This window comes from Kitasatospora sp. NPDC004799 (genome assembly GCF_040609095.1).
In the GTDB taxonomy this organism is placed as follows: domain Bacteria; phylum Actinomycetota; class Actinomycetes; order Streptomycetales; family Streptomycetaceae; genus Kitasatospora.
The window spans coordinates 1-20,320 of record NZ_JBEXJK010000123.1 but is presented as its reverse complement, the minus strand read 5'-3'; the positions used below and the strand labels follow the sequence as shown (position 1 = coordinate 20,320).

The 20,320-nt window shown below is 76.4% G+C and carries 19 protein-coding genes; 11 read left to right on the top strand and 8 right to left on the bottom strand.

Translation table 11 applies throughout. The annotated features are described in order from the left end of the window. From ABZW03_RS17850 to cpt, 6 genes are all read left to right on the top strand, one after another. The coding region (locus ABZW03_RS17850) for a CobD/CbiB family cobalamin biosynthesis protein (RefSeq protein ID WP_355258542.1) at positions 1-678 on the top strand (678 nt) is incomplete at its 5' end. Then, the gene (locus tag ABZW03_RS17845) at positions 675-2,213 is read left to right on the top strand and encodes a cobyric acid synthase (protein ID WP_355258539.1); all 1,539 of its coding nucleotides are present in this window, start codon (positions 675-677) and stop codon (positions 2,211-2,213) included. The genes ABZW03_RS17850 and ABZW03_RS17845, both read left to right, overlap by 4 nt. Before the next feature lie 136 nt (positions 2,214-2,349). Then, a complete protein-coding gene (locus tag ABZW03_RS17840; protein ID WP_355258536.1) occupies positions 2,350-4,512 on the top strand; it encodes a putative cobaltochelatase in 2,163 nt (720 codons plus the stop codon). Between the two features lie 6 nt (positions 4,513-4,518). After that, entirely contained in the window at positions 4,519-5,124 is a 606-nt protein-coding gene (gene cobO, locus ABZW03_RS17835) for a cob(I)yrinic acid a,c-diamide adenosyltransferase (protein WP_355258533.1), read from the top strand. 19 nt (positions 5,125-5,143) lie between these two features. Then, complete coding sequence (locus ABZW03_RS17830; RefSeq protein WP_355258530.1) at positions 5,144-6,538, top strand: cobyrinate a,c-diamide synthase; 1,395 nt, start codon at positions 5,144-5,146, stop codon at positions 6,536-6,538. A gap of 76 nt (positions 6,539-6,614) precedes the next feature. Then, entirely contained in the window at positions 6,615-7,157 is a 543-nt protein-coding gene (cpt, locus tag ABZW03_RS17825) for a chloramphenicol phosphotransferase CPT (RefSeq protein ID WP_355258527.1), read from the top strand. Between the two features lie 50 nt (positions 7,158-7,207). On the opposite strand, the gene ABZW03_RS17820 is transcribed toward cpt, so the two are convergent. Beyond that, entirely contained in the window at positions 7,208-7,798 is a 591-nt protein-coding gene (locus ABZW03_RS17820; RefSeq protein WP_355258524.1) for a TetR/AcrR family transcriptional regulator, read from the bottom strand. Between the two features lie 142 nt (positions 7,799-7,940). Between ABZW03_RS17820 and ABZW03_RS17815 the strand changes: the two genes are divergently transcribed. Next, positions 7,941-9,122, top strand: a complete 1,182-nt coding sequence (locus ABZW03_RS17815; protein ID WP_355258521.1) for an FAD-dependent monooxygenase — start codon at positions 7,941-7,943, stop codon at positions 9,120-9,122. 71 nt (positions 9,123-9,193) lie between these two features. On the opposite strand, the gene ABZW03_RS17810 is transcribed toward ABZW03_RS17815, so the two are convergent. Then, positions 9,194-9,712: a hypothetical protein gene (locus ABZW03_RS17810; RefSeq protein ID WP_355258518.1), complete on the bottom strand. Its 519-nt coding sequence runs from the start codon at positions 9,710-9,712 to the stop codon at positions 9,194-9,196. Between ABZW03_RS17810 and ABZW03_RS17805 the strand changes: the two genes are divergently transcribed. After that, a complete protein-coding gene (locus ABZW03_RS17805; RefSeq protein ID WP_355258515.1) occupies positions 9,711-10,373 on the top strand; it encodes a class I SAM-dependent methyltransferase in 663 nt (220 codons plus the stop codon). The two genes, ABZW03_RS17810 and ABZW03_RS17805, sit on opposite strands and share 2 nt — an antisense overlap. 46 nt (positions 10,374-10,419) lie before the next feature. On the opposite strand, the gene ABZW03_RS17800 is transcribed toward ABZW03_RS17805, so the two are convergent. The 3 genes from ABZW03_RS17800 to ABZW03_RS17790 all read right to left on the bottom strand — a co-directional run bounded on the left by ABZW03_RS17800 (position 10,420) and on the right by ABZW03_RS17790 (position 13,210). Then, positions 10,420-10,872 carry a hypothetical protein gene (locus tag ABZW03_RS17800; RefSeq protein WP_355258512.1) on the bottom strand — a complete coding sequence of 151 codons (453 nt, stop codon included), beginning with the start codon at positions 10,870-10,872 and terminating at the stop codon, positions 10,420-10,422. Positions 10,873-10,986: 114 nt separating this feature from the next. Continuing rightward, positions 10,987-12,612, bottom strand: coding sequence for an SMI1/KNR4 family protein (locus tag ABZW03_RS17795; RefSeq protein ID WP_355258509.1), 1,626 nt, complete (start codon positions 12,610-12,612; stop codon positions 10,987-10,989). A gap of 88 nt (positions 12,613-12,700) precedes the next feature. After that, complete coding sequence (locus tag ABZW03_RS17790; RefSeq protein ID WP_355258506.1) at positions 12,701-13,210, bottom strand: MarR family transcriptional regulator; 510 nt, start codon at positions 13,208-13,210, stop codon at positions 12,701-12,703. A gap of 144 nt (positions 13,211-13,354) precedes the next feature. On the opposite strand from ABZW03_RS17790, the gene ABZW03_RS17785 reads away from it, so the two are divergent. Then, entirely contained in the window at positions 13,355-14,584 is a 1,230-nt protein-coding gene (locus tag ABZW03_RS17785) for an EamA family transporter (protein ID WP_355258503.1), read from the top strand. A gap of 615 nt (positions 14,585-15,199) precedes the next feature. Here ABZW03_RS17785 and ABZW03_RS17780 read toward each other — a convergent pair. The 3 genes from ABZW03_RS17780 to ABZW03_RS17770 all read right to left on the bottom strand — a co-directional run bounded on the left by ABZW03_RS17780 (position 15,200) and on the right by ABZW03_RS17770 (position 18,644). Beyond that, positions 15,200-16,060 carry a hypothetical protein gene (locus ABZW03_RS17780; RefSeq protein ID WP_355258500.1) on the bottom strand — a complete coding sequence of 287 codons (861 nt, stop codon included), beginning with the start codon at positions 16,058-16,060 and terminating at the stop codon, positions 15,200-15,202. A gap of 122 nt (positions 16,061-16,182) precedes the next feature. After that, a complete protein-coding gene (locus ABZW03_RS17775) occupies positions 16,183-17,208 on the bottom strand; it encodes a TolB-like translocation protein (protein WP_355258544.1) in 1,026 nt (341 codons plus the stop codon). A 2-nt stretch (positions 17,209-17,210) separates the two neighbouring features. Then, positions 17,211-18,644 carry an MFS transporter gene (locus tag ABZW03_RS17770; protein ID WP_355258497.1) on the bottom strand — a complete coding sequence of 478 codons (1,434 nt, stop codon included), beginning with the start codon at positions 18,642-18,644 and terminating at the stop codon, positions 17,211-17,213. Between the two features lie 391 nt (positions 18,645-19,035). On the opposite strand from ABZW03_RS17770, the gene ABZW03_RS17765 reads away from it, so the two are divergent. Then, positions 19,036-19,554 (top strand): cobalamin biosynthesis protein, encoded by a 519-nt coding sequence (locus ABZW03_RS17765; RefSeq protein WP_355258494.1) that lies wholly within the window; start codon positions 19,036-19,038, stop codon positions 19,552-19,554. Next, on the top strand, positions 19,551-20,320 hold a 770-nt coding region (gene cobC / locus ABZW03_RS17760; RefSeq protein ID WP_355258491.1), incomplete at its 3' end, for an Rv2231c family pyridoxal phosphate-dependent protein CobC. The genes ABZW03_RS17765 and cobC, both read left to right, overlap by 4 nt.

Genomic DNA, 20,320 nt, shown 5'->3' with positions numbered 1-20,320 from the left:
GGCGGCACCTCGCTGACCCGGGAGGCCCGCACCATCGGCCGCTCGCTCGCCGCCGACGACCTCGCGGCCGCCCGGGAGCGGCTGCCGCACCTGTGCGGGCGGGACCCGAGCGCGCTGGACGGGCAGCAGATCGCCCGGGCCGTGGTCGAGTCGGTGGCCGAGAACACCGCCGACGCCGTGGTGAACGCGCTGACCTGGGGCACCCTGGCCGGCACCCCCGGCCTGCTGGCCTTCCGCGCCGTGAACACCCTGGACGCCATGGTGGGCCACCGCTCGCCGCGCTACGCCCGGTTCGGCTGGGCCTCGGCCCGGCTGGACGACCTGGCGGGCTGGCCCGGCGCCCGGCTGACGGCCCTGCTGACGGTGGCCGCCGCGCCCGAACCCCGGACGGCCTGGCGGGTCTGGCGGCGCGACGGCTCCGCGCACCCGAGCCCGAACGCGGGCCAGGCCGAGGCGGCGTTCGCCGGCGCGGTGGGCGTCCGGCTGGGCGGGACGCTGCGGTACGGCGAGCGGGTGGAGGACCGGCCGGTGCTGGGCGCGGAGCTGCGGCCGGTGACGGTGGACGACATCGAGCGGGCCTGCGCGCTCTCCCGGCGGGTGGGCGCACTGGCCCTGGGTACGACGGTCGCGGGGCACGTCCTGCTGCGGATGCTGCTGAGGAAGAGGGGACGGGCATGACGAACGCGCTGCTGGTCGCGGGGACGACCTCGGACGCGGGCAAGAGCGTGGTGACGGCCGGGATCTGCCGTTGGCTCGCCCGCCAGGGCGTGCGGGTCGCGCCGTTCAAGGCGCAGAACATGTCGCTCAACTCCTTCGTCACCGCCGACGGCGCCGAGATCGGCCGGGCCCAGGCGATGCAGGCGCAGGCCGCCCGGGTGGAGCCGGAGGCGGCGATGAACCCGGTGCTGCTCAAGCCGGGCGCGGACGGCCGAAGCCAGGTGGTGCTGCTCGGCCGGCCGGTGGCCGAGGTGGGCGCGCTGGACTACCGCGAGCGCAAGCCCGTCCTGCTGGAGCGCGCCCTGGAGTGCCTGGCCGACCTGCGCCGCCGCTACGACGTGGTGGTCTGCGAGGGCGCCGGCTCGCCCGCCGAGATCAACCTGCGCGACCGCGACATCGCCAACATGGGCCTGGCCACGGCCGCCGGCCTGCCGGTGGTGGTGGTCGGGGACATCGACCGCGGCGGCGTCTTCGCCGCGATGTACGGGACGCTGGCGCTGCTGTCGGCGGAGGACCAGCGGCACGTGGCGGGCTGGTTCGTCAACAAGTTCCGCGGCGACTCGCGGCTGCTGGCGCCCGGGCTGGAGATGCTGCACGAGCTGACCGGACGTCCGGTGCTGGGCACGCTGCCGATGCTGCCCGGGCTCTGGCTGGACGCCGAGGACTCGCTGGACCTGTCCACGGTGGTCGACCGGGCGGACGGGCCGGGGCCGCTCGGCGCGGACGTGCTGCGGGTGGCCGTGGTGCGCTTCCCCCGGCTGTCCAACTTCACCGACGTGGACGCGCTCGCGCAGGAGCCGGGCGTGCTGGTGCGCTGGGCGACCAGGCCGGAGGAGCTGGCCGACGCCGACCTGGTGGTGCTGCCCGGCACCCGGGCCACCGTCGCGGACCTCGCCTGGCTGCGCGAGCGCGGCCTGGAGCCGGCCCTGACGGCGCGGGCGGCGGCCGGGCTGCCGGTCCTCGGGGTCTGCGGCGGCTACCAGATGCTGGCGTGGTCGATCGTGGACGAGGTCGAGTCGAAGGCGGGCGCCGTCGACGGACTCGGCCTGCTGCCGACCCGGGTGCGGTTCGGCGCCGATAAGGTGCTGGCGCGGCCGGTCGGCGAGGCGTACGGGCAGCGGGTCGAGGGCTACGAGATCCACCACGGGGTGGTGGCGGTCGAGGGCGGCGATCCGTTCGTCTCCGACGGCGACGGACGGGGTCTGGACGGCTGCCGGGCGGGCGCGGTCTGGGGCACGACCTGGCACGGCGTGCTGGAGAACGACGGGTTCCGCCGTGAACTCCTGCGCGAGGTCGCCGAGTTGTCCGGCCGGGCGTTCGTCCCGGCGCCGGACACCTCCTTCGCCGCGGCGCGCGAGGCCCGGCTGGACCGGCTGGGCGACCTGATCGAGGAGCACGCGGACACCGACGCGCTGTGGAAGCTGATCGAGGGCGGGGTGCCGGCGGCCGGATCGCTGCCGTTCCTGCCGCCCGGGGCCCCTGGGAGTGAGGCATGAGCCGGGTACGGCGGCGGAGCCGGGCGGGATCGCGGTGCCTCGCGGAACCGCGCCGGCAGGCAGGGGTGCGGTGGCAGCCGGAGCTGCGGCGGCAGGCAGGACCACAGGACCGGGCACGACAGGAGTGGGGTACGGCATGAGTGACGTCCGCTATCCGTTCACCGCGGTCGTCGGCATGGCCGACCTGCGACTCGGGCTGCTGCTGAACGCGGTCTCCCCGGCCGTGGGCGGCGTGCTGGTGCGCGGCGAGAAGGGCACCGCGAAGTCGACCATGGTGCGCGCGCTGGCCGGCCTGCTGCCGTCCATCGCCACCGTGGACGACTGCCGCTTCGCCTGCGACCCGGGCGCGCCCGACCCGCAGTGCCCGGACGGGCCGCACGTCGCCCCGTCCGCCTCCGAACGGCCCTCCCAGCTGGTCGAGTTGCCGGTCGGTGTGGCCGAGGACCGGATCGTCGGCTCGCTCGACCTGGAGCGGGCGCTGGCCGAGGGCGTCAAGGCGTACGAGCCCGGACTGCTCGCCCGGGCGCACCGCGGCGTGCTCTACATCGACGAGGTGAACCTGCTCCAGGACCACGTGGTGGACCTGCTGCTGGACGCCGCCGCGATGGGCCGCTCCTACGTCGAGCGGGAGGGCGTGTCGGTGCGGCACGCGGCCCGGTTCCTGCTGGTCGGCACCATGAACCCGGAGGAGGGCGAGCTGCGGCCGCAGCTGCTCGACCGGTTCGGCCTGACCGTCGAGATCGCCGCCACCCGGGACCCGGCCGAGCGCGCCGAGGTCGTCCGCCGCCGGCTCGCCTACGACGCGGACCCGGCCGGCTTCGCCGCGCGGTTCGCCGGGGAGGAGCGGGCACTCGCCGAACGCATCACCGCGGCCCGGGAGTTGCTGCCCTCGGTCGAGCTGACGGATGTGGCGCTGCGTCAGATCACCGCCGTGTGCGCGGCGTTCGAGGTGGACGGGCTGCGCGCGGACATCGTGATGGCCCGCACGGCCGTCGCGCTGGCCGCCTGGGACGGGCGCACCGAGGTGCTGGAGGAGGACGTCCGCCAGGCCGCCCGGCTGGCCCTGCCGCACCGGCGCCGCCGCAACCCCTTCGACGCCCCCGGGCTGGACGAGGAGCAGCTGGACCGGACGCTGGAGGAGCACGCGCAGCAGGACGACCCGGAGCCCGAGGGCGACGGGCCCGGTCCGGACGGCGGTGGGCCCGACGGCGGTCCTGACGGCGGTCCTGACGGTGACGGCCCTGGCGACGGCGGTCCTGACGGGGGCGGCCCCGACGGCGGCGGCGCGCCCGAGCCGTCCGCTGCCGACGCCCCCCGGGGCGCCGACGGCGACGATCGCGCCGAGGAGCCCGCGCAGCCGCCCGTACCGGCCCAACACCCGGCGCCCGCACGGGAGTCGGCGCCGGTCGCGGCCGGGGACCCGTACCGGACCAGGCTGTTCACCGTCCAGGGCACCGGACACGGCGCCCAGGGCCGCCGCTCCCCCGCCGAGACCACCGGCGGGCACACCATCCGCGCCCGCCGCCCGCAGGGCGCGCTCGGCCGGCTGCACCTGACCGCCACCCTCCAGGCCGCCGCGCCGCACCAGGCGGCACGCGGGCGCAGCGGGCGGGCACTGGTGCTGAAGAAGGACGACTTCCGCGAACAGGTGCGCCAGGGACGGGAGTCCAACCTGGTGCTGTTCGTGGTGGACGCCTCCGGCTCGATGGCCGCCCGGCAGCGGATGACCGCCGTCAAGGGCGCGGTGCTGTCGCTGCTGATGGACGCCTACCAGCGCCGCGACAAGATCGGCATGATCACCTTCCGGGGCACCGGGGCCGAGCTGGCGCTGCCGCCCACCTCCTCGGTGGAGGTCGGCGCGGCCCGGCTGGAGTCGCTGCCCACCGGCGGGCGGACCCCGCTGGCCGAGGGCCTGCTGCGCGCGCACGAGGTGCTGCGGGTGGAGCGGCTGCGCGACCCGAACCGGCGCCCGCTGCTGGTCGTGGTGACCGACGGCCGGGCCACCGGCGGGCGGGACGCGCTCGCCCGCTCGCGCCACGCGGCCGCGCTGTTCGCGGCGCAGGGCACCGCGAGCGTGGTGCTGGACTGCGAGTCCGGCCCGGTCCGCCTGGGCCTGGCCCGTACGCTGGCCGGGCTGCTCGGCGGCACCGCCGTCAGCCTGGACGAGCTGCGCGCCGAGGGCGTGGCCTCGCTCGTCCGCGAGAACCGCGCCGAGAGCCGGTCCGGGAACCGGTCCGGGACCGGGTCCGCGGACCGTTCCGTGAACCGTGCGACCACCACGATGCGAAAGGCGGCCTGAGCCGACATGCCCAAGGGAGTCCCCGAGAGCGTCCCCGACGACGGCCTGACGACCCGTCAGCGCCGTACGCTGCCGATCACCGCCGTGCACACCGGCCCGGGCAAGGGCAAGTCCACGGCCGCGTTCGGCATGGCCCTGCGGGCCTGGAACCAGGGCTGGTCGGTCGGGGTGTTCCAGTTCGTGAAGTCCGCCAAGTGGAAGGTCGGCGAGGAGAACGCGCTGCGCGTGCTCGGCGCCTCCGGCGAGGGCGGCACCGTCGACTGGCACAAGATGGGCTCGGGCTGGTCCTGGATCCAGCGCTCCGCCGAGCAGGAGATGTCCAGCGAGGAGGCGGCCAAGGAGGGCTGGGAGCAGGTCAAGCGGGACCTCGCGGCCGAGACCTACCGCTTCTACGTGCTGGACGAGTTCACCTACCCGATGCACTGGGGGTGGATCGACCCGGACGAGGTGGTGGCCGTGCTCAAGGACCGCCCGGGCAGCCAGCACGTCGTCATCACCGGCCGGTACGCACCCGAGGCGCTGACCGGGTTCGCCGACCTGGTCACCGAGATGACCAAGGTCAAGCACCCCATGGACGCCGGCCGCAAGGGCCAGCGCGGTATCGAGTGGTAGACCGTTGAGCACCGGCCCCGTGAACGTCCCCCGCCTCGTCGTCGCCGCCCCCTCCTCGGGCGCCGGCAAGACCACCGTCGCCACCGGCCTGATCGCGGCGCTCGCCGCCCGCGGGCTGGCGGTGTCGCCGCACAAGGTCGGCCCCGACTACATCGACCCGGGCTACCACGCGCTCGCCGCCGGGCGCCCGGGCCGCAACCTGGACGCCTTCCTGTGCGGGCCGGAGCGGATCGCGCCGCTGTTCCTGCACGGCGCGGCGGGGGCGGACGTCGCGGTGGTCGAGGGGGTCATGGGCCTGTTCGACGGCGCCTCCGGGCGCGGCGAGCTGGCGTCCACGGCGCACGTCGCCAAGCTGCTGCGGGCGCCGGTGGTGCTGGTGGTGGACGGCTCCTCGCAGTCCCGTTCGGTGGCCGCGCTGGTGCACGGCTTCGCCTCCTGGGACCCGCAGGTGCGGCTCGCCGGGGTGATCCTCAACCGGGTCGCCTCCGACCGGCACGAGCAACTCCTGCGCGAGGCCCTGGAGGAGGGCTCCGGCGTGCCGGTGCTGGGCGCGCTGCGGCGCTCCGCGGCGGTCGCCACGCCGTCCCGCCACCTCGGACTGATCCCGGCGGTGGAGCGCTCGGCGGAGGCCCTCAAGGCGGTCGCCGACATGGGTGAGCTGGTGGCCTCCTCGGTCGACCTGGACGCCCTGCTGGAACTGGCCCGGACGGCACCGGAGTTGGACGCCGAGCCGTGGGACCCGTCGGCCGAGGCCACCCCGGTGGCCGGCCGGCCGCGGATCGCGGTGGCGGGCGGCGCGGCCTTCTCCTTCTCGTACGCCGAGAACGCCGAACTGCTCGGCGCGGCGGGCACGGAGGTGGTGCCGTTCGACCCGCTGCACGCCTCGGCGCTGCCCGAGGGCACGGCCGGGCTGGTCATCGGCGGCGGCTTCCCGGAGCTGTACGTGCGGGAGTTGAGCGGCAACGCCCGACTGCGGGACGCGATCGCCGCGTTCGCCGCCGCGGGCGGGCCGATCGCCGCCGAGTGCGCCGGACTGCTGTACCTGGGGCGGGAGTTGGACGGCCTGCCGATGTGCGGGGTGCTGGCCGCCGACGCCCGGATGACCGAGCGGCTCACCCTGGGCTACCGGGAGGCGGTCGCCCTGCACGACTCCCCGCTGGCGCCGGCCGGCACCAGGCTGCGCGGCCACGAGTTCCACCGCACGGTCTGCGAGCCCGGCGCGGGCGAACTCCCCGCCTGGGGCTGGCGCCTCCCGACCGGTCCGCGCACGGAGGGCTTCGCGGGCGGCAACGTGCACGCCTCGTACCTGCACCTGCACTGGGCGGGCGCGCCGGCGCTGGCGTCCTCGTTCGCGGCCGCGGCGGCGGGCTTCGCGGCGGGGGCCGGCTTCACCGCGGGGGACCGACGTTCGTAGCGCGGCGCGCGGTTGACCGGCAGGGGGCGTACGTAACGCCGCGACGCCGTGAGGTGTGCGGCCCTATGCTGCGCGCATGCATGCGATCGTCCTCAACGGCGGGTCCAGCTCCGGCAAGTCGAGCATCGCCCGGCGCCTGCAGGAGCTGCTGCCGGAGCCGTGGCTGCACCTCGGGGCGGACACCATGGTCGACGCGCTGCCGCCGTCGCTGCGGGCCGGCGGCGAAGGCATCGGCGGGCTGGAGGACGGGGACGGCACGGTCGAGGTCGGCCCGGTCTTCGCCGCGCTGGACGCCGCCTGGACGGTCGGGGTGGCGGCGATGGCCCGGGCCGGGGCCAGGGTCGTGGTGGACGAGGTGTTCCTCGGCGGGGCCGCTTCGCAGGCCCGGTGGCGGGCGGCGCTGGACGGCCTGGACGTGCTCTGGGTCGGGGTGCGCTGCGATCCGGCGGTGGCGGCGCGGCGGGAGGCCGCCCGCGGCGACCGGGTGGCCGGGATGGCCGCCGCGCAGGCCTCGGCCGTGCACGAGGGCGTCGCGTACGACCTGGTCGTCGACACCTCGCGGGCCTCGGCGGACGACTGCGCCCGGCTCGTCGCCGGGCGGGTGGCGTCCGGCGGCTGAGGCCGCGCCGGGCCCGAACCCGCCCCCGGCTCCCGGGCCTCGGGCCCGCCCTACCCGTCGAGCAGCGCCGCGAGGTAGCGGTCGACCTCCTCGCGCAGTTCCTGCGGCATCGGCACGTGCCAGTGCCCGCTGCCGGCCGTCGCGTTGAACAGCACGCCGTCGCACCAGCGGATCAACCGGCGGGCGTCCCCCGTCGGGTCGGTCGAGCCGGCGGCGGCGAGCAGCTCGGCGGCGCGCCGGGCGAAGCCGGCGCCCAGGCGGTCGTAGAGGGAGCGCAGTTCGGGCCTGCGGGTGGCCTCCAGGGCGAGTTCCAGGCGGGCCAGGGTGAGCCGGCGTCCGCCCGTGAGCGCCTGGAAGAGCACCTCGGCACCGACCACGGCCAGCAGTTCGCGCGGCGGGACGGCGGCCGCCTCCGCCAGCCCGCCCTCGGCGAGGACCGGGTAGTCGGCGGTCTCCCGTTCGACGATCCGGGTGAGCACGAGCTCCAGCAGGGCGGCCCTGGTCCGGGCGAGGTTGGAGGTCGAGCCCGCGGGCAGGCCGGACGCGTCGTCCACGGCGCGGTGGGTCAGCCCGCGCAGGCCGGTGTCGGCGATCAGGTCGATGGCGGCGTCGGCGATCAGGGTCGGGCGCGGGGGTGTCATGGGTCCGATCATGGCCTTTCCACTCGGGCTCCCCCAACTCACTACAGCCGTAGTTTACGCCGCACTACACATGTAGTACCGTCCTTCGGGTATCGGTCACTACAGCCGTAGTGACCAGATCGCGCGAGAAGAGGAGCCCCTCATGGGCCTGCAGCAGGCGATCGTCATCGGCGGCGGCATCGGCGGGCTCACCGCCGCCCTCGCCCTCCACCGCCAGGGCTTCCCGGTCCGCGTCCACGAGCGCGCCGACTCCCTCGAACCCGTCGGCGCCGGGCTCGCCCTGGCCCCCAACGCCCTGCGCTCCCTCGACCGGCTCGGCGTCGGCGGGCGCCTGCGCGCCCTGGCCACCCCGCACCCCGCCATCGGCCTGCGCCACCCGTCCGGCCGCTGGCTCGCCCGTACCAGCACCTCGGCCTTCGAGGCCTACTTCGGCGACACCATCGCCGCCGTCGCCCGCGCCGACGTCGTCGCCGCCCTGGTCGACGCGCTCCCGGAGGGCACCGTCCGCACCGGGTCGCCGGCCGCCCTCGTCACCGCCGGCAGCGCCACCGAGCCCGCCGTCGTCCGCACCGCCGACGGGGAGGAGACGGCCGACCTGGTCGTCGCCGCCGACGGCATCCGCTCCGCGACCCGGAGCCTGCTCTTTCCCGAACACCCCGGCCCCCGCTACAGCGGCTTCACCACCTGGCGCGCCGTCGTCACCCCCGACCGCCGCCCGGCCGCCGCCGGCGAGGTGTGGGGCCGCGGGTGCCTCGCCGGGATCGTCCCGCTCGCCGACGGCCGGGTCTACGTCTACGGCGCCGCCCTCGCCCCGGCCGGCGAACGGGCCGCCGACGGGGACGAGCGGGCCGAACTCCTGCGCCGGTACGGCGGCTGGTGCGCCCCCGTCCCGCAGCTGTTCGCGCTGGCCGAGCCCGAGCGCGTCCTGCGCCACGACGTCTGGGACCTCGCCGACCCGCTGCCCGCCCACCACCACGGCCGGGTCGCCCTCCTCGGCGACGCCGCCCACGCGATGTGCCCGTTCCAGGGCCAGGGCGCCTGCCAGGCCATCGAGGACGCCGTCGTCCTCGCCTCCCTGCTCACCCCCGGCACCGACCCGGCCGCCGCCCTGCCCGGCTACACCGCCGCCCGGCTCCCCCGCACCACCGCCGTCGTGGCCGGCTCCCGCCGCATCGGCGACCTCGTCGCCCTCCGCTCCCCCGCCGCCACCGGCCTGCGCACCACCGCCCTCACCCTCGCCGGCCTGCTCCCCGCCCGCGCCCTGCTGAGCCGCACCGCCCCCACGTACAACTGGCAGCCCCCGACCCTCCGCGGAGCGGCGTAGGGACGCGGCGGGCGTCGGCGTCCTTCAGGTGCCGGGGCAAGGCGTGGACGAGGTAGACCGTTTGGGCCACCTCACCGCACCCCGCCCCGGCGGTCACCTCGTACTCCCACTGCGGCAGCCCCGCACCCCCGGAGTCTGGGCTGACGATCGGGATCCCGCCCCGACAACGGGCTCGCCCGGATCGCCCCGAAGCAACGGCGGGCGTTGCCAGGCTCCTCGGCGCGCAGATCGCCCCACCCCTTGGCAGCCTCGCCCGTACCGAACCGGAGGCGCCACTCGCCGCCAACTGGTGGCGGCGGGACGTCGTCGCTGGGGAGGGGCCCGGTGAGCTCGGCCGTCACCCGGTCCAAACCGGCGTGCACGTCCGGCACGGCGACGTCACGCGTCGCGTCGGCGAGGTCGCCGACGAACTCGCGGACCTCCTCGGCCGACCGGCGCCCGGTCCAGGGGAAGGCCGCGGGAAAGGCCGGCAGCACCGCCCGTGCGCCCTCGTCGCTGCCGACGGGCGCGGTGAGCGGGCGCGCGGTGACGTCTGCGATCTGCTCGCGTCGGCGGCCGTTGTCAGTCGGGTCTGCGACGATGCGCGCCATGAGTGACTCCGGCCGTCGGGCCGTTGCCGAGTACTGGGACGCGGCTGCTGCAGCCTTCGACGAAGAGCCCGACCACGGCTTGCGGGCCGAGCCGGTGCGGGCAGCGTGGCTGCGGCGGGTTCGGGGGTGGGTGCCGCGCGAGGCGGCGGACGTGCTGGATGTCGGGTGCGGCACCGGGTCGCTGTCGCTGCTGCTCGCCGCGGACGGGCACCGGGTGACGGGAGTGGACCTGGCCCCGCGGATGATCGGGCACGCCCGGGCGAAGCTGGTCGCGGCGGGGTTGACGGCGCGGTTCGTGGTGGGCGACGCGGGCGCGCCGCCGCTCGGGGACGAGCGCTTCGACGTGCTGCTGTCGCGTCACCTGGTGTGGACCCTCCCCGAGCCCGAGCGGGCGCTGCGCGCCTGGGTGCGGCTGCTGCGGCCCGGCGGCCGACTGGTCCTGGTCGAGGGCCGCTGGCGGGAGGCCGGGCGGGCCGCCGGATCGCCGTACCCGGCCGGGGCCGGGAGGCTGCCGTGGAGCGGCGGGGTCGGCCCGGAGGAACTCGCGGCGGCCGTCCGGCCGTTGGTGTCCGAGCTGCGGGTCGAGCCGCTCAGCGGCGAGCCCGAGCTGTGGGGCGGCCCGGTGGACGACGAGCGGTACGCACTGGTCGCGCACCGTTGAGCGACCCGCCCAACATCCCGGCCCGCCGTTCCACCGGGCACCCGCGTCAGATGGGCTGGCCGAAGGTGCCGCGGAGCGGGTCGGCGCGGTGGCAGGCGGCGCAGCGCAGGCGGGTGTAGATCGCGACGGCGCCCATGAAGACGTCCTCGCGCCCGTCGGCCGGGGACTCGGAGGCGGCCGGCTCCCCGCAGTCCAGGCAGAGGCGGTGGGGCCGCTCGGCGAGCGAGCAGGCGCGGCAGATCAGGTGGGTCGGGTCCTCCGCGTGCACGACGACGGGCTGCGGCCCGCCGTGCAGCAGGTGGTCGCACCAGGTGCAGGACGCGTCCCGCTGCGAGGCCAGCATCCGGTTCCGGGTCTCCTGCTGCCACTTCGCCGCCTTCTCCGTCGGCACCGTGACCGGCGGCCCCCACCCCGAGGCGACGAGCCACCGGGCACCCTCCGCGCCGGCCGCCCGCAGCTGGTCGCCGACGGCGATGTCCCTCGGGGTCTTCTTCTTCATCGGGCCTCTCCTCCGGTGGGCTTCCGCAGGGGACAACGCCGCCGGGGCACCGCCGGACACGCGCCCCGGCGAACCGCCCGGCACGCCGCCCGGCCCCGCACGCCGCCCCGCCCGTCAGCCCAGCCGCAGGCGAAGGGCGCCCCCGGTGTCGAGGCCGAGCCCGGCGGCCCAGGCCAGCGCCTCGGCCATCGGGGCCTCGCGGTCCGCGAGACGGACGGCGGCGAGGCCCACCGGGACCCGGCCGGCCGCCGAGAGCTCCGCCCACTGGCGGCCGCTGAGCGCGAGGTAGCGCAGCTCGGGGAGGTCCGCCAGGACGGTCAGGTCACGGACGGCCGCACCGGAGAGGTCCAGGGCGCGCAGGTTCGGAACCGTCCGCAGCACGGCGAGGTCGACCGGCACCGCGCCGCCCTCCGCGGGCGTCGCCAACTCCAGTGCCCGCAGCGCGCGGTGGCCGGCCAGCGGGGTCAGATCGCCGCCCGCCAGGGTGACCCGCAGGGACTCCACGGGCAGCTCGCGCAGCGGCGTCAGGTCGGCCGTGACGGAGCGGTTGAGGTGCAGCCGCCGCAGCCGGGGCGCGGCCGTGAGGGGCGCGAGGTCCACCGGCCCCGCCGCGTCGTTGAGGTGCAGTGCCTGGAGGTGCGGCGGGACGGTGTCCGGGATCGCGCCGATGATCTCCCGCCGGACGGAGGCCCGGTCGGCGCCGGTCGCCTCCTCGCCGAACGCCCCGCCCGTCAGCCCGATCCAGTCCTCCTCGACCTCGTACGCGCCCGCCGCCAGCTGGTCCGCGTACCGGCCGAACAGCGCCGTCACGGACTCGGCGACGTACTGCGGACCCTCGTCGTGGTCGCGGCCGATCCGGATCACCTGGCCGGGGCGGCCGTCGCGGGCCGGGGCCAGGTCGACGGCGAGGAAGTTGCCGTCCCCGCCGCCGGCGAAGGGCAGCCAGGCCGGGTGTCCGCCGCAGCGGCGCACCGTCTCCGCCGGGTCCGCGTCGAGGACGACCGCGTTCCAGCCGAGGCCCCAGCCGAACCAGGCGGGCACGCTCAGGCGCTCGTGGACGGCGGCCATGCTCTTCAGCGGCAGCCAGCCGTAGCCGCCGACGAGGTGGCCCGACCGGCCGTCGACCTCGTCGCCGTCGGCGATCCGGTAGAGCGCCCGCAGGTCGGCGGGCAGGGCGTGGCCGAGGCTGCGTTCGACCGCCTCGATCCCGGCGTCGGAGGCGGCCGGCGGCAACCGGTCCGGGCGGCCGAGGATCGCGGCGCGGCGCTCCAGGCAGGTGCGGAGGTTCGCGGCGGCGAGGGCCGGGTCACCGGCCGGCGCGGCGGTGCCGGGCTCCTGCTCGGTGCCGGGCACGGGCAGCAGGTAGTCGTCGTCCAGGACGGCGAGGAAGCCGTCCCCGGAGGAGCGCAGGCTGCTGAGCGAGTCGTCGACCGCGGTCAGTTCGTGCTCCCCGGACGGGCGGCAGCGCAGTTCCAGGGTCATCCGCTGCCAGCCGCGGACCCGCCGGACGCCCTCGGCCAGCAGGTGCAGCTCCCCGAAGGGCGCCTGCACCGGTATCCGCCGGCCGACCGCGCCGGACACGACGTGGTCGCCGGAGTACGAGAGCCCGCCCGGGCCCGACGAGACGGCGAGCACGGCCTCCGTCCAGCCCTCCGGCGCCGCGGCGGCGATGCCCTCGGCGATCTTCCGCGCCGCCGCTCCGATCATCGGCTCGTCGACCTGCCCGCTGTCCTCGACCACTGCCCCGCCCTCTCGTGCGCCGTACTGCGCGACAGCATGTCAGGGGGCACCGACAGCGGCCGGGGCGGGGACACGCCGCCCGGTCCGTTCAGAGGAGCGGCTCGGTGTCCCCGTGCGCGATGAGGAGCTTGCGCAGCAGGGCGTCCAGCCGGGCGCGCTCGTCCGCGTCGAGGGCCGAGAGGATGCGCTCCTCGTTGTGGACGTGACCGGCCAGGGCGCCGTCGATCAGCTCCTTGCCGGCCGGGGTGAGGCGGACCAGGACGGCGCGGCGGTCGCTCGGGCAGGGGTTGCGCTCGACCAGGCCCTTGGCGGACAGCCGGTCGACCCGGTTGGTGATGGCGCCGGAGGTGACCATCGCGGACTTGAGCAGCGCGCGGGCGTTGAGCTCGTACGGCTCGCCGGAGCGGCGCAGGGTGGCCAGCACGTCGAACTCGGAGGAGTCCAGACCGCAGGTGGTGAAGTACTCGCGCAGGGCGTTGTCGACCCGGACGTTGAGCCGTCGCAGCCGGCCGATCAGGGCCATGGGTCCGGTGTCCAGGTCGGGGCGGGCCCGGGCCCACTGCTCGACGATGTCGTCCACGGTGTCGCGCTGCCGCATGTCCGCCGCCTCCCGGGGCCGTCCGCCCGAAGTCGTCCACTGCCTTCCCTACCCAGATATCTTAACATTCACATACTTGACGTTCGCCGATCTCGGGCGTAGAAATATCTCAACGTTCAGATAATCAACGTTCAGGGGGACGTCATGGACCGCAAGCGCGCAGCGATCGCCGCCACCGCCGCACTCGCCCCGGCCGCATGGGGCACCACCTACCTCGTCACCACCCAGCTGCTGCCCGAGGGCCGCCCGCTGCTGCTCGCCGCGCTCCGCGCGCTCCCGGCCGGACTCCTGCTGCTGCTGATCGGCCGCCGACTTCCCAAGGGGCGCTGGTGGGGGCGCGCGGCCGTGCTCGGGATGCTGAACATCGGGCTGTTCTTCCCGCTGATGTTCGTCGGCGCCTACCGCCTGCCCGGCGGCGTGGCCGCCACCATCGGGGCGATCCAGCCGCTGCTGGTCGCCGGGTTCTCGATCGGGGTGCTGCGGGTGCGGCCCGGCCGGCGGGCGGTGTTCGCCGGACTGGTCGGGGTCGGCGGTGTGGCCCTGCTGGTGCTCAAGAGCGGCGCCCGGCTGGACGGGATCGGGATCGCCGCGATGGTCGCCGGGGTCGCGCTGATGGCCATGGGCACCGTCCTCACCCGACGCTGGGGCCGCCCCGAGGGCGCCACCCTGCTCGACCTCACCGCCTGGCAGCTCCTGGCCGGCTCGGTCTTCCTCGTCCCGCTCGCCGCCGTCGTCGAGGGCGCGCCGCCCGCGCTGAGCGCCGCCAACCTGGCCGGCTTCGCCTACCTCGGCCTGTTCGGCACCGCGCTCGGCTACTTCCTCTGGTTCCGCGGCATCGAGCAGCTCGGCGCCGGCCCCGCCTCGTTCCTGGGCCTGATCAACCCGGTCGTCGCCACCCTCGGCGGCCTCGTCGTCCTCGGCCAGACCCTCACCCCCTGGCAGGTCCTCGGCCTCCTCCTCGCCCTCGGCGCCCTCCTCGTCGGCCAGGCCCCCGCCCGCCACCCCCCGAACGTTTGCGCCCCGCCGGGCACGCCTCGGCGGGGCGCTCGCCTGCTCGGCGCTCGGCGGACGGAGGGACGGACGGGCCGCGTGGGAGGCGAGGCAGCCCGTGGCACGGGCGTGGGTGCGACGGGCGGTGACGGTGTAGGTGGGGAGGTCGGTAGGGCAGCCCGCCGCCCCGAGTGTTTACGCCCCGCCGAGTTCGCCTCGGCGGCGTCGGCGTGCTCGGCAGCTGGCGGAGCGCCGCGCGGGCGATGGGGTAGCCGGTGGCACAGACGTGAATGTCGGCGGTGCCGAGCCACCAACCCCCTCCCGAACACACTTCCCCCTACCCCGGCGGGGCGCAGGCGGGATCGGCGATCGACGGAAGGATGACGGGCCGGCGGCGCGGAGGTGGATCCGGCGGCAGTGAGCGCGCGGATGGGAAGCCGGTCCCGGCCAGGCCCCACCGCCGCAACCCCAGCCCCCGCCGAATCGGTGCGCCCGCGCGAACGACGGAAGCTCGAACCGCCGGCAGCAGGCCAGCCGGTGACGCGCACGGACACGTCGGCGGCGCCCGCCGACATGAGTCCGGCGGGCAAGGAGAGCGGGGTCGAAAGGTCGGTCCGACCAGACCCCCGTTGACCAGCGCCCGTCGGCGGCCGGACGGCGGGGCGCCAGTGTGTTCGACGGACGACAGGACCCGAGCCGTAGGAGCGACGGGCGGTGAGGAAGCGGCTGAGAGGCCGGTAGGCCGGCCCGCCCGCTGACCGACGCGCCCCCGAACGCCGGCGCCCCCGCCGCCCCACCCTCGACGGAACGCCGGAGTGCTCGACGGTCGGAGGAGCGCCGCGCGGGCGGCGGGTCAGTCGGCGGCGCGGAGCGGGGCACAAGCGTGCTCAGCGGTCGACAGAAGGATGACAGGCCGCCCGCTGAACGGGCACCTCCCCGAACACTGCGCCCCGCCGACCACACCTCGGCGGGGCGCCGGCGTGCTCGGCGGTCGGTGGGTCAGCCGGTGGCGCGGATGTAGATGTCGGCGGCGCCGGGGAGGCCACCGGGGATGGTGGCGACGTAGATGCGGCGGGCGGTGAGGGCGTGGGCGGGGAGGTCGGTGGGGCTCGGGGTGGGGCTCCAGGTCGGGGTCGGGATGGGGGTGGGCGTGGTCGGCGCGGGGGCGGGGGTGGGCTCCTCCGGGGCGGGCACGACGACGAGGGCCTGGTCGGTGGCCGGGTCCGCGGGCTCCGCGGGCTCCGCGGGGTCGGCAGCGGGCTCGCTGGGCTCCGGGGTGGGTTCGGAGAGGCCGGAGGCCCCGGCGGGGTCGGCCTCCGGCGAGGGGCTCTCGGCGGCGGCGGTGACGGCGGCGGTGACGGACGCGGAGGGCGAGGGCGAGGGCGTGACGGCCGGCGGCAGCGGGGACTCCGGGAGCTCCGGAGCCTCGGCCGGCTCGTCGCCGCCGAGGGCCGCGATCAGGTCGGCCGGCAGCCGGCCGGCCGGGCCGGGCGAGGGCAGGTCGTAGGCGCTGAGGAAGTCGCCGAGACCCGGCGCCCGGCCGCCGCCGAGGCGGTAGTGCAGGTAGGCGACCGGGGCGCCGTCGGAGGTGTGGGTGTAGACGGCGCCGACCGGGACGTAGAAGCGGCCGACGCCGGGGTGCTGGGACGGGTGGAAGCCGGCCAGGCGTTCGGCGCGGTCGCGGTCGGTCTCGCGGCCGGTGCGGCCGGCGGTGAGCGTGTTGACGCCGCGCACCACGAGGGCGGCGGCGACGGACACGCACAGCACCAGCCCGACGGCGACGGTGCGTCGCAGGACCGGGCGGCCGTGCAGCGCGGGCCAGGAGTCGGTCACCATGCGCTCGGGTGGGATGCCGTCCACGGTTGTCTCGCTCCCCCGTTCGATCAGAACGCTCGATCAGGACGTCTGATCAGGCCGTTCGTTCACGCCGCCTGACCAGGACGTCACACTCTGCTCGACGTGGGACCGTAGCCGAGAGTTCCTCAGCCCAGGTAGGCGGGGGCGACCGCGGCCTCGGTGACCGGCTGCGCGCTGCCCGATCCGTCGGCCGGGACGGTCCACAGGTCGGCGCCGTAGTCGCCGGGCAGGGCGTAGACCAGGGTCCCGGTGCCGGACCAGAGCGCCTGGTCGTCGATGTTGCGCTGCTCGGCGGTGGCGGTCTCGGCCATGGTGGCGAGGTCGAGCACGTACAGCCGCCACGGGGCGTCGGCGGGCAGGCCGGGGACGCGCTTCTTGTACGCGACGCGGGTGCCGTCCGGGGAGAGCGAGGGGCACTCGACGTTGTCGTGCAGGGTGGTGAGGGTGCGGGCGGCGAGGTCGCCGCGGACCAGGTGGGTCTTCCCGGCGCTGGCGAGGGTGGCGTAGAACGTGCTGTCGTCGGCGAAGGTGACGCCCCAGATGTTGACGTCGTGCGCCTGGTACGGGTGGCCGTCCAGGACGACCGCGAAGTCCTCCAGGTTCTCCCGCAGGTTCCAGTCCCGGACGTCCACGATCGAGGTCCGGGTGGAGAAGTCGCTGCCCGCGTACGAGTCGCCGCTGACGAAGACCGTCCAGGCGGCGAGGTGCCCGGACGGGGAGACCCGGGAGCGGGTGGGGATGCCGGCCGCCGGGAACGAGCGGAGCTCGCGCAGGTGGTCGTCCAGGACCACGGCGCGGTAGCTGTCCTCCAGCGCGCCGCGCTGGGCCTGGAGGCAGATGCCGGTGCCGGCGGCGGCGTGGAAGCGCAGGCACTGGACGCCGGAGGCGGTGCGCGGGCCGTCCGGGTGGTCGGCGGCGACGGTGGTGATCTCGTCCCGGTGCGGGCCCCAGGCCATGTTGCGGAACAACAGCTGTCGTGCCCCGGACTGCACCTGTAGTGACACCGGGCCGGATTCGACGGACGGCCCGCCGGGCTGGGCCTGGTCCCGGCGGGAGGTGCGGTCGGCGGCGTGCAGGACGGCCCCGGTGCCGACCGCGCCGAGCAGCACGACGGCGACCAGCAGGATGATCATCCTGGTCCGGTTCGGCAGGTTCATCGGGTCTCCTCCGGGGTGTTCGCGGCCTCGGGCTCCGACTGTCCGGCGCCGGGCTCGGGTTGCCGGTCAACGGGCTCGGACGGCCCGCCGACGGGTTCGGACGGGCGCAGCACCGCCGCCGCCCCGAGCACGCACAGCGCCAGCGCGCCCGCCGACCAGCCCAGCGCCGCCGGGCCGCCGACCACCCCCCACAGCGCGCCGAACAGCAGCGAGCAGGCGAACCGGGCCAGCGCCTGCCCGGTGCCGACCAGGGCGAGCCCGGCGCCGCGCTGCTCGGCGGGTACGGCGTCGGCGGCCGCGGCGGCGAGCACGCCGTCGGTGGCCGCGTAGAAGGTGCCGTGCAGGACCAGCACGCAGACCACCACCGGCAGTCCGCGCAGCGGCGAGAGCAGCAGCCCGTACCCGAGCAACAGCACCCCGTGCCCGGCGAGGAAGAGCCGGTGGCGGCCGATCCGGTCGGCGAGCGCGCCGAGCGGGACGGCGAGCAGCAGGAAGGCGGCCGCGGTGCCCAGCGGCAGCAGCGGGAACAGGCCGACGGGCAGGTCCAGCCGGCGCTGGACGAGCAGGTAGAGGAAGGAGTCGCTGACGGTGGTGAGGCCGAGCAGGACGGCGCAGAGCGTCAGCCGGCGCAGCCCCGGCAGCCGCAGCAGGGTGAGGCTGTCGCGCAGCGAGGGCGCGGACGCCGACGGGTCGTCCCCCCGCTGCCGGTTCGGCACGAACAGCAGCAGGATCAGCACGCCGAGCGCCGCGACGCACGCGCTGACGGTGAACACCGCGTCGTAGCCGTGCCGTTCGCCGCCGTCGGCGAGCAGCGGACCGCCGGCCAGTCGCAGCACCAGGAAGGCGGTGAGCGGGCCGAGCAGGGCGCCGGCCGTGTCCATCGCCCGGTGCACCCCGAACGCCCGGCCGCGGTGGGCGGGTTCGGTGGCGAGCGAGATCATCGCGTCCCGGGGCGCGGTGCGCAGGCCCTTGCCGGTGCGGTCGACGGCGATCACGGCGCCGATCAGCGGCACGGTGTGGACGAACAGCAGCAGCGGCCGGCACAGCGCGGACAGCCCGTACCCGACGGCCGCGACGGCCTTGTGGCGGGCGGCGCCGTCGCGGCCGCGGCGGTCGGAGAGGTGGCCGCCGACCAGCCGGACCAGGGCGCTGAAGCCGTTCTGGATGCCGTCGAGCAGGCCGAAGCCGAGCGGGGAGAGGCCGAGGCCGGTGAGCAGGTAGAGGGGGAGGACGGCGGTGACCATCTCGGAGGAGATGTCGGTGACCAGGCTGACCGCGCCGAGGGCGATGACCGCGCCGGGCACGGCGCCCCGCCGTACCGAGCCGGCGGCCTGACCGACGACCGGACCGGCGGCCGGACCGGCGGGGGTCGACCCGGCAGGGGCCGACCCGACGGGGGCCTTCGAGCTGCGGGAGTCCGCGACGTACACGGGCGTCAGTTCCGGATTCCGGCGGTGCGGCCGGGGCCGGGGAGGGAGGCGGCAGCGGGGATGCGCGGTCGTGCGAAGGCCATGGGGTCCTCCGGGGGTCGGGGCGTCCTGGGCGGGAGCGCCGAGAACAGTAGGAGCGGCTCGGTGTCGTGTACCGCACAACGCAGGTGAAGAACAGACGAACAGCTGCCGCGCCCGGCGAGCCGTGTCGAACCGAGCCGTCTCGAACCGGGCCGTCTCGAACCGAGCCGTCTCGAACCGGGCCGTGCCGAACCCCGGCGGAGGCCGATGCGACGCCGGGCCCGGCGGCCGACGTCACACCCGCCGCGATTGACCCGTTCCGGCCGGGCGTGGTGGGATCACCGGAGTTCGGGACGAAAGGGTGCGGTACGTGAGCGGACTGGTCGCCGGCGTCCCGCGCACCCTGGTGGTCGGGATCGGCGCGAGCACCGGCGCCGAACGGACCGAGGTGCTGCGGCTGTTGACCGACACCCTCCGGGAGGCCGGACTGCCGCTCTCCGCCGTGGCCCGCCTGGCCACCGTGGCGGGCAGGGCGGACCACCCGGCGGTGCGCTGGGCGGCCGACCACCTCCCCGGGGTACCGGTGGACGAGCACCCGGCCGAAGCACTGGCGGGCGTACCGGTGCCGAACCCCTCCACCGCGGTCGGTACGGCCGTCGGCACCGCGAGCGTCGCCGAGGCGGCGGCGCTGGCCAGCGCGCCGGGCGGCCGGCTCGTGGTCACCAAGCGGAAGTCGGCCCGGGCCACGGTCGCGATCGCCCGCCGCGCCGCCTCCGCCACCGGTCCCGACCGGCCGGACCACCCCGACCGTCCGAACCCGCCGCACCCGTCCCGCGCCGACCGAACCAGCCGAACCACCCGCACCGCCCCGCCAGGAGACCTCTCGTGACCGCCCCCGAACCCGACCTGCGCCACCACGGCGACGCCGAGGTCCGCGCCGACGGGCTCGGCCTGGTCGACCTCGCCGTCAACGTCCGCACCGGCACTCCCCCGGCCTGGCTGCGCGAGCACCTCGCGGCCACCCTCGCCGACCTCGCCGCCTACCCCGACCAGAGCGCCGCCCGCGCCGCGGTGGCCGCCCGGCACGCCCGCCCGGTCGGGGAGGTGCTGCTCACCTCGGGCGCGGCGGAGGCCTTCGTCCTGCTGGCACGCGTGCTGACGCCACGTCACATCGTCGTGGTGCACCCGCAGTTCACCGAGCCGGAGGCGGCGCTGCGGGACGCCGGGCACCGGGTGCACCGGGTGCTGCTCTCCCCCGAGGACGGTTTCCGGCTGGACACCGTCCCCGAGGAGGCGGACCTGGTCGTCCTCGGCAACCCGACCAACCCGACCTCCGTGCTGCACCCCGCCGAGGCCGTCGCCGCCCTGGCCCGGCCGGGACGCACCCTGGTGGTGGACGAGGCCTTCATGGACACCGTCCCGGGCGAGCGGGAGTCCCTCGCCGCCGTCCGGGACCTGCCCGGCCGGGTCGTCGTGCTGCGCAGCCTCACCAAGACCTGGGGCCTGGCCGGACTGCGGATCGGCTACGTGCTCGGGCCGGCGCCGCTGATCGCCGACCTCGGCGCCGCCCAGCCGCTCTGGCCGGTCTCCACCCCCGCACTGGCCGCCGCCGAGGCGTGCAGCGGCCCGGCGGCGCTCGCCGAGGCCGAGCGGGC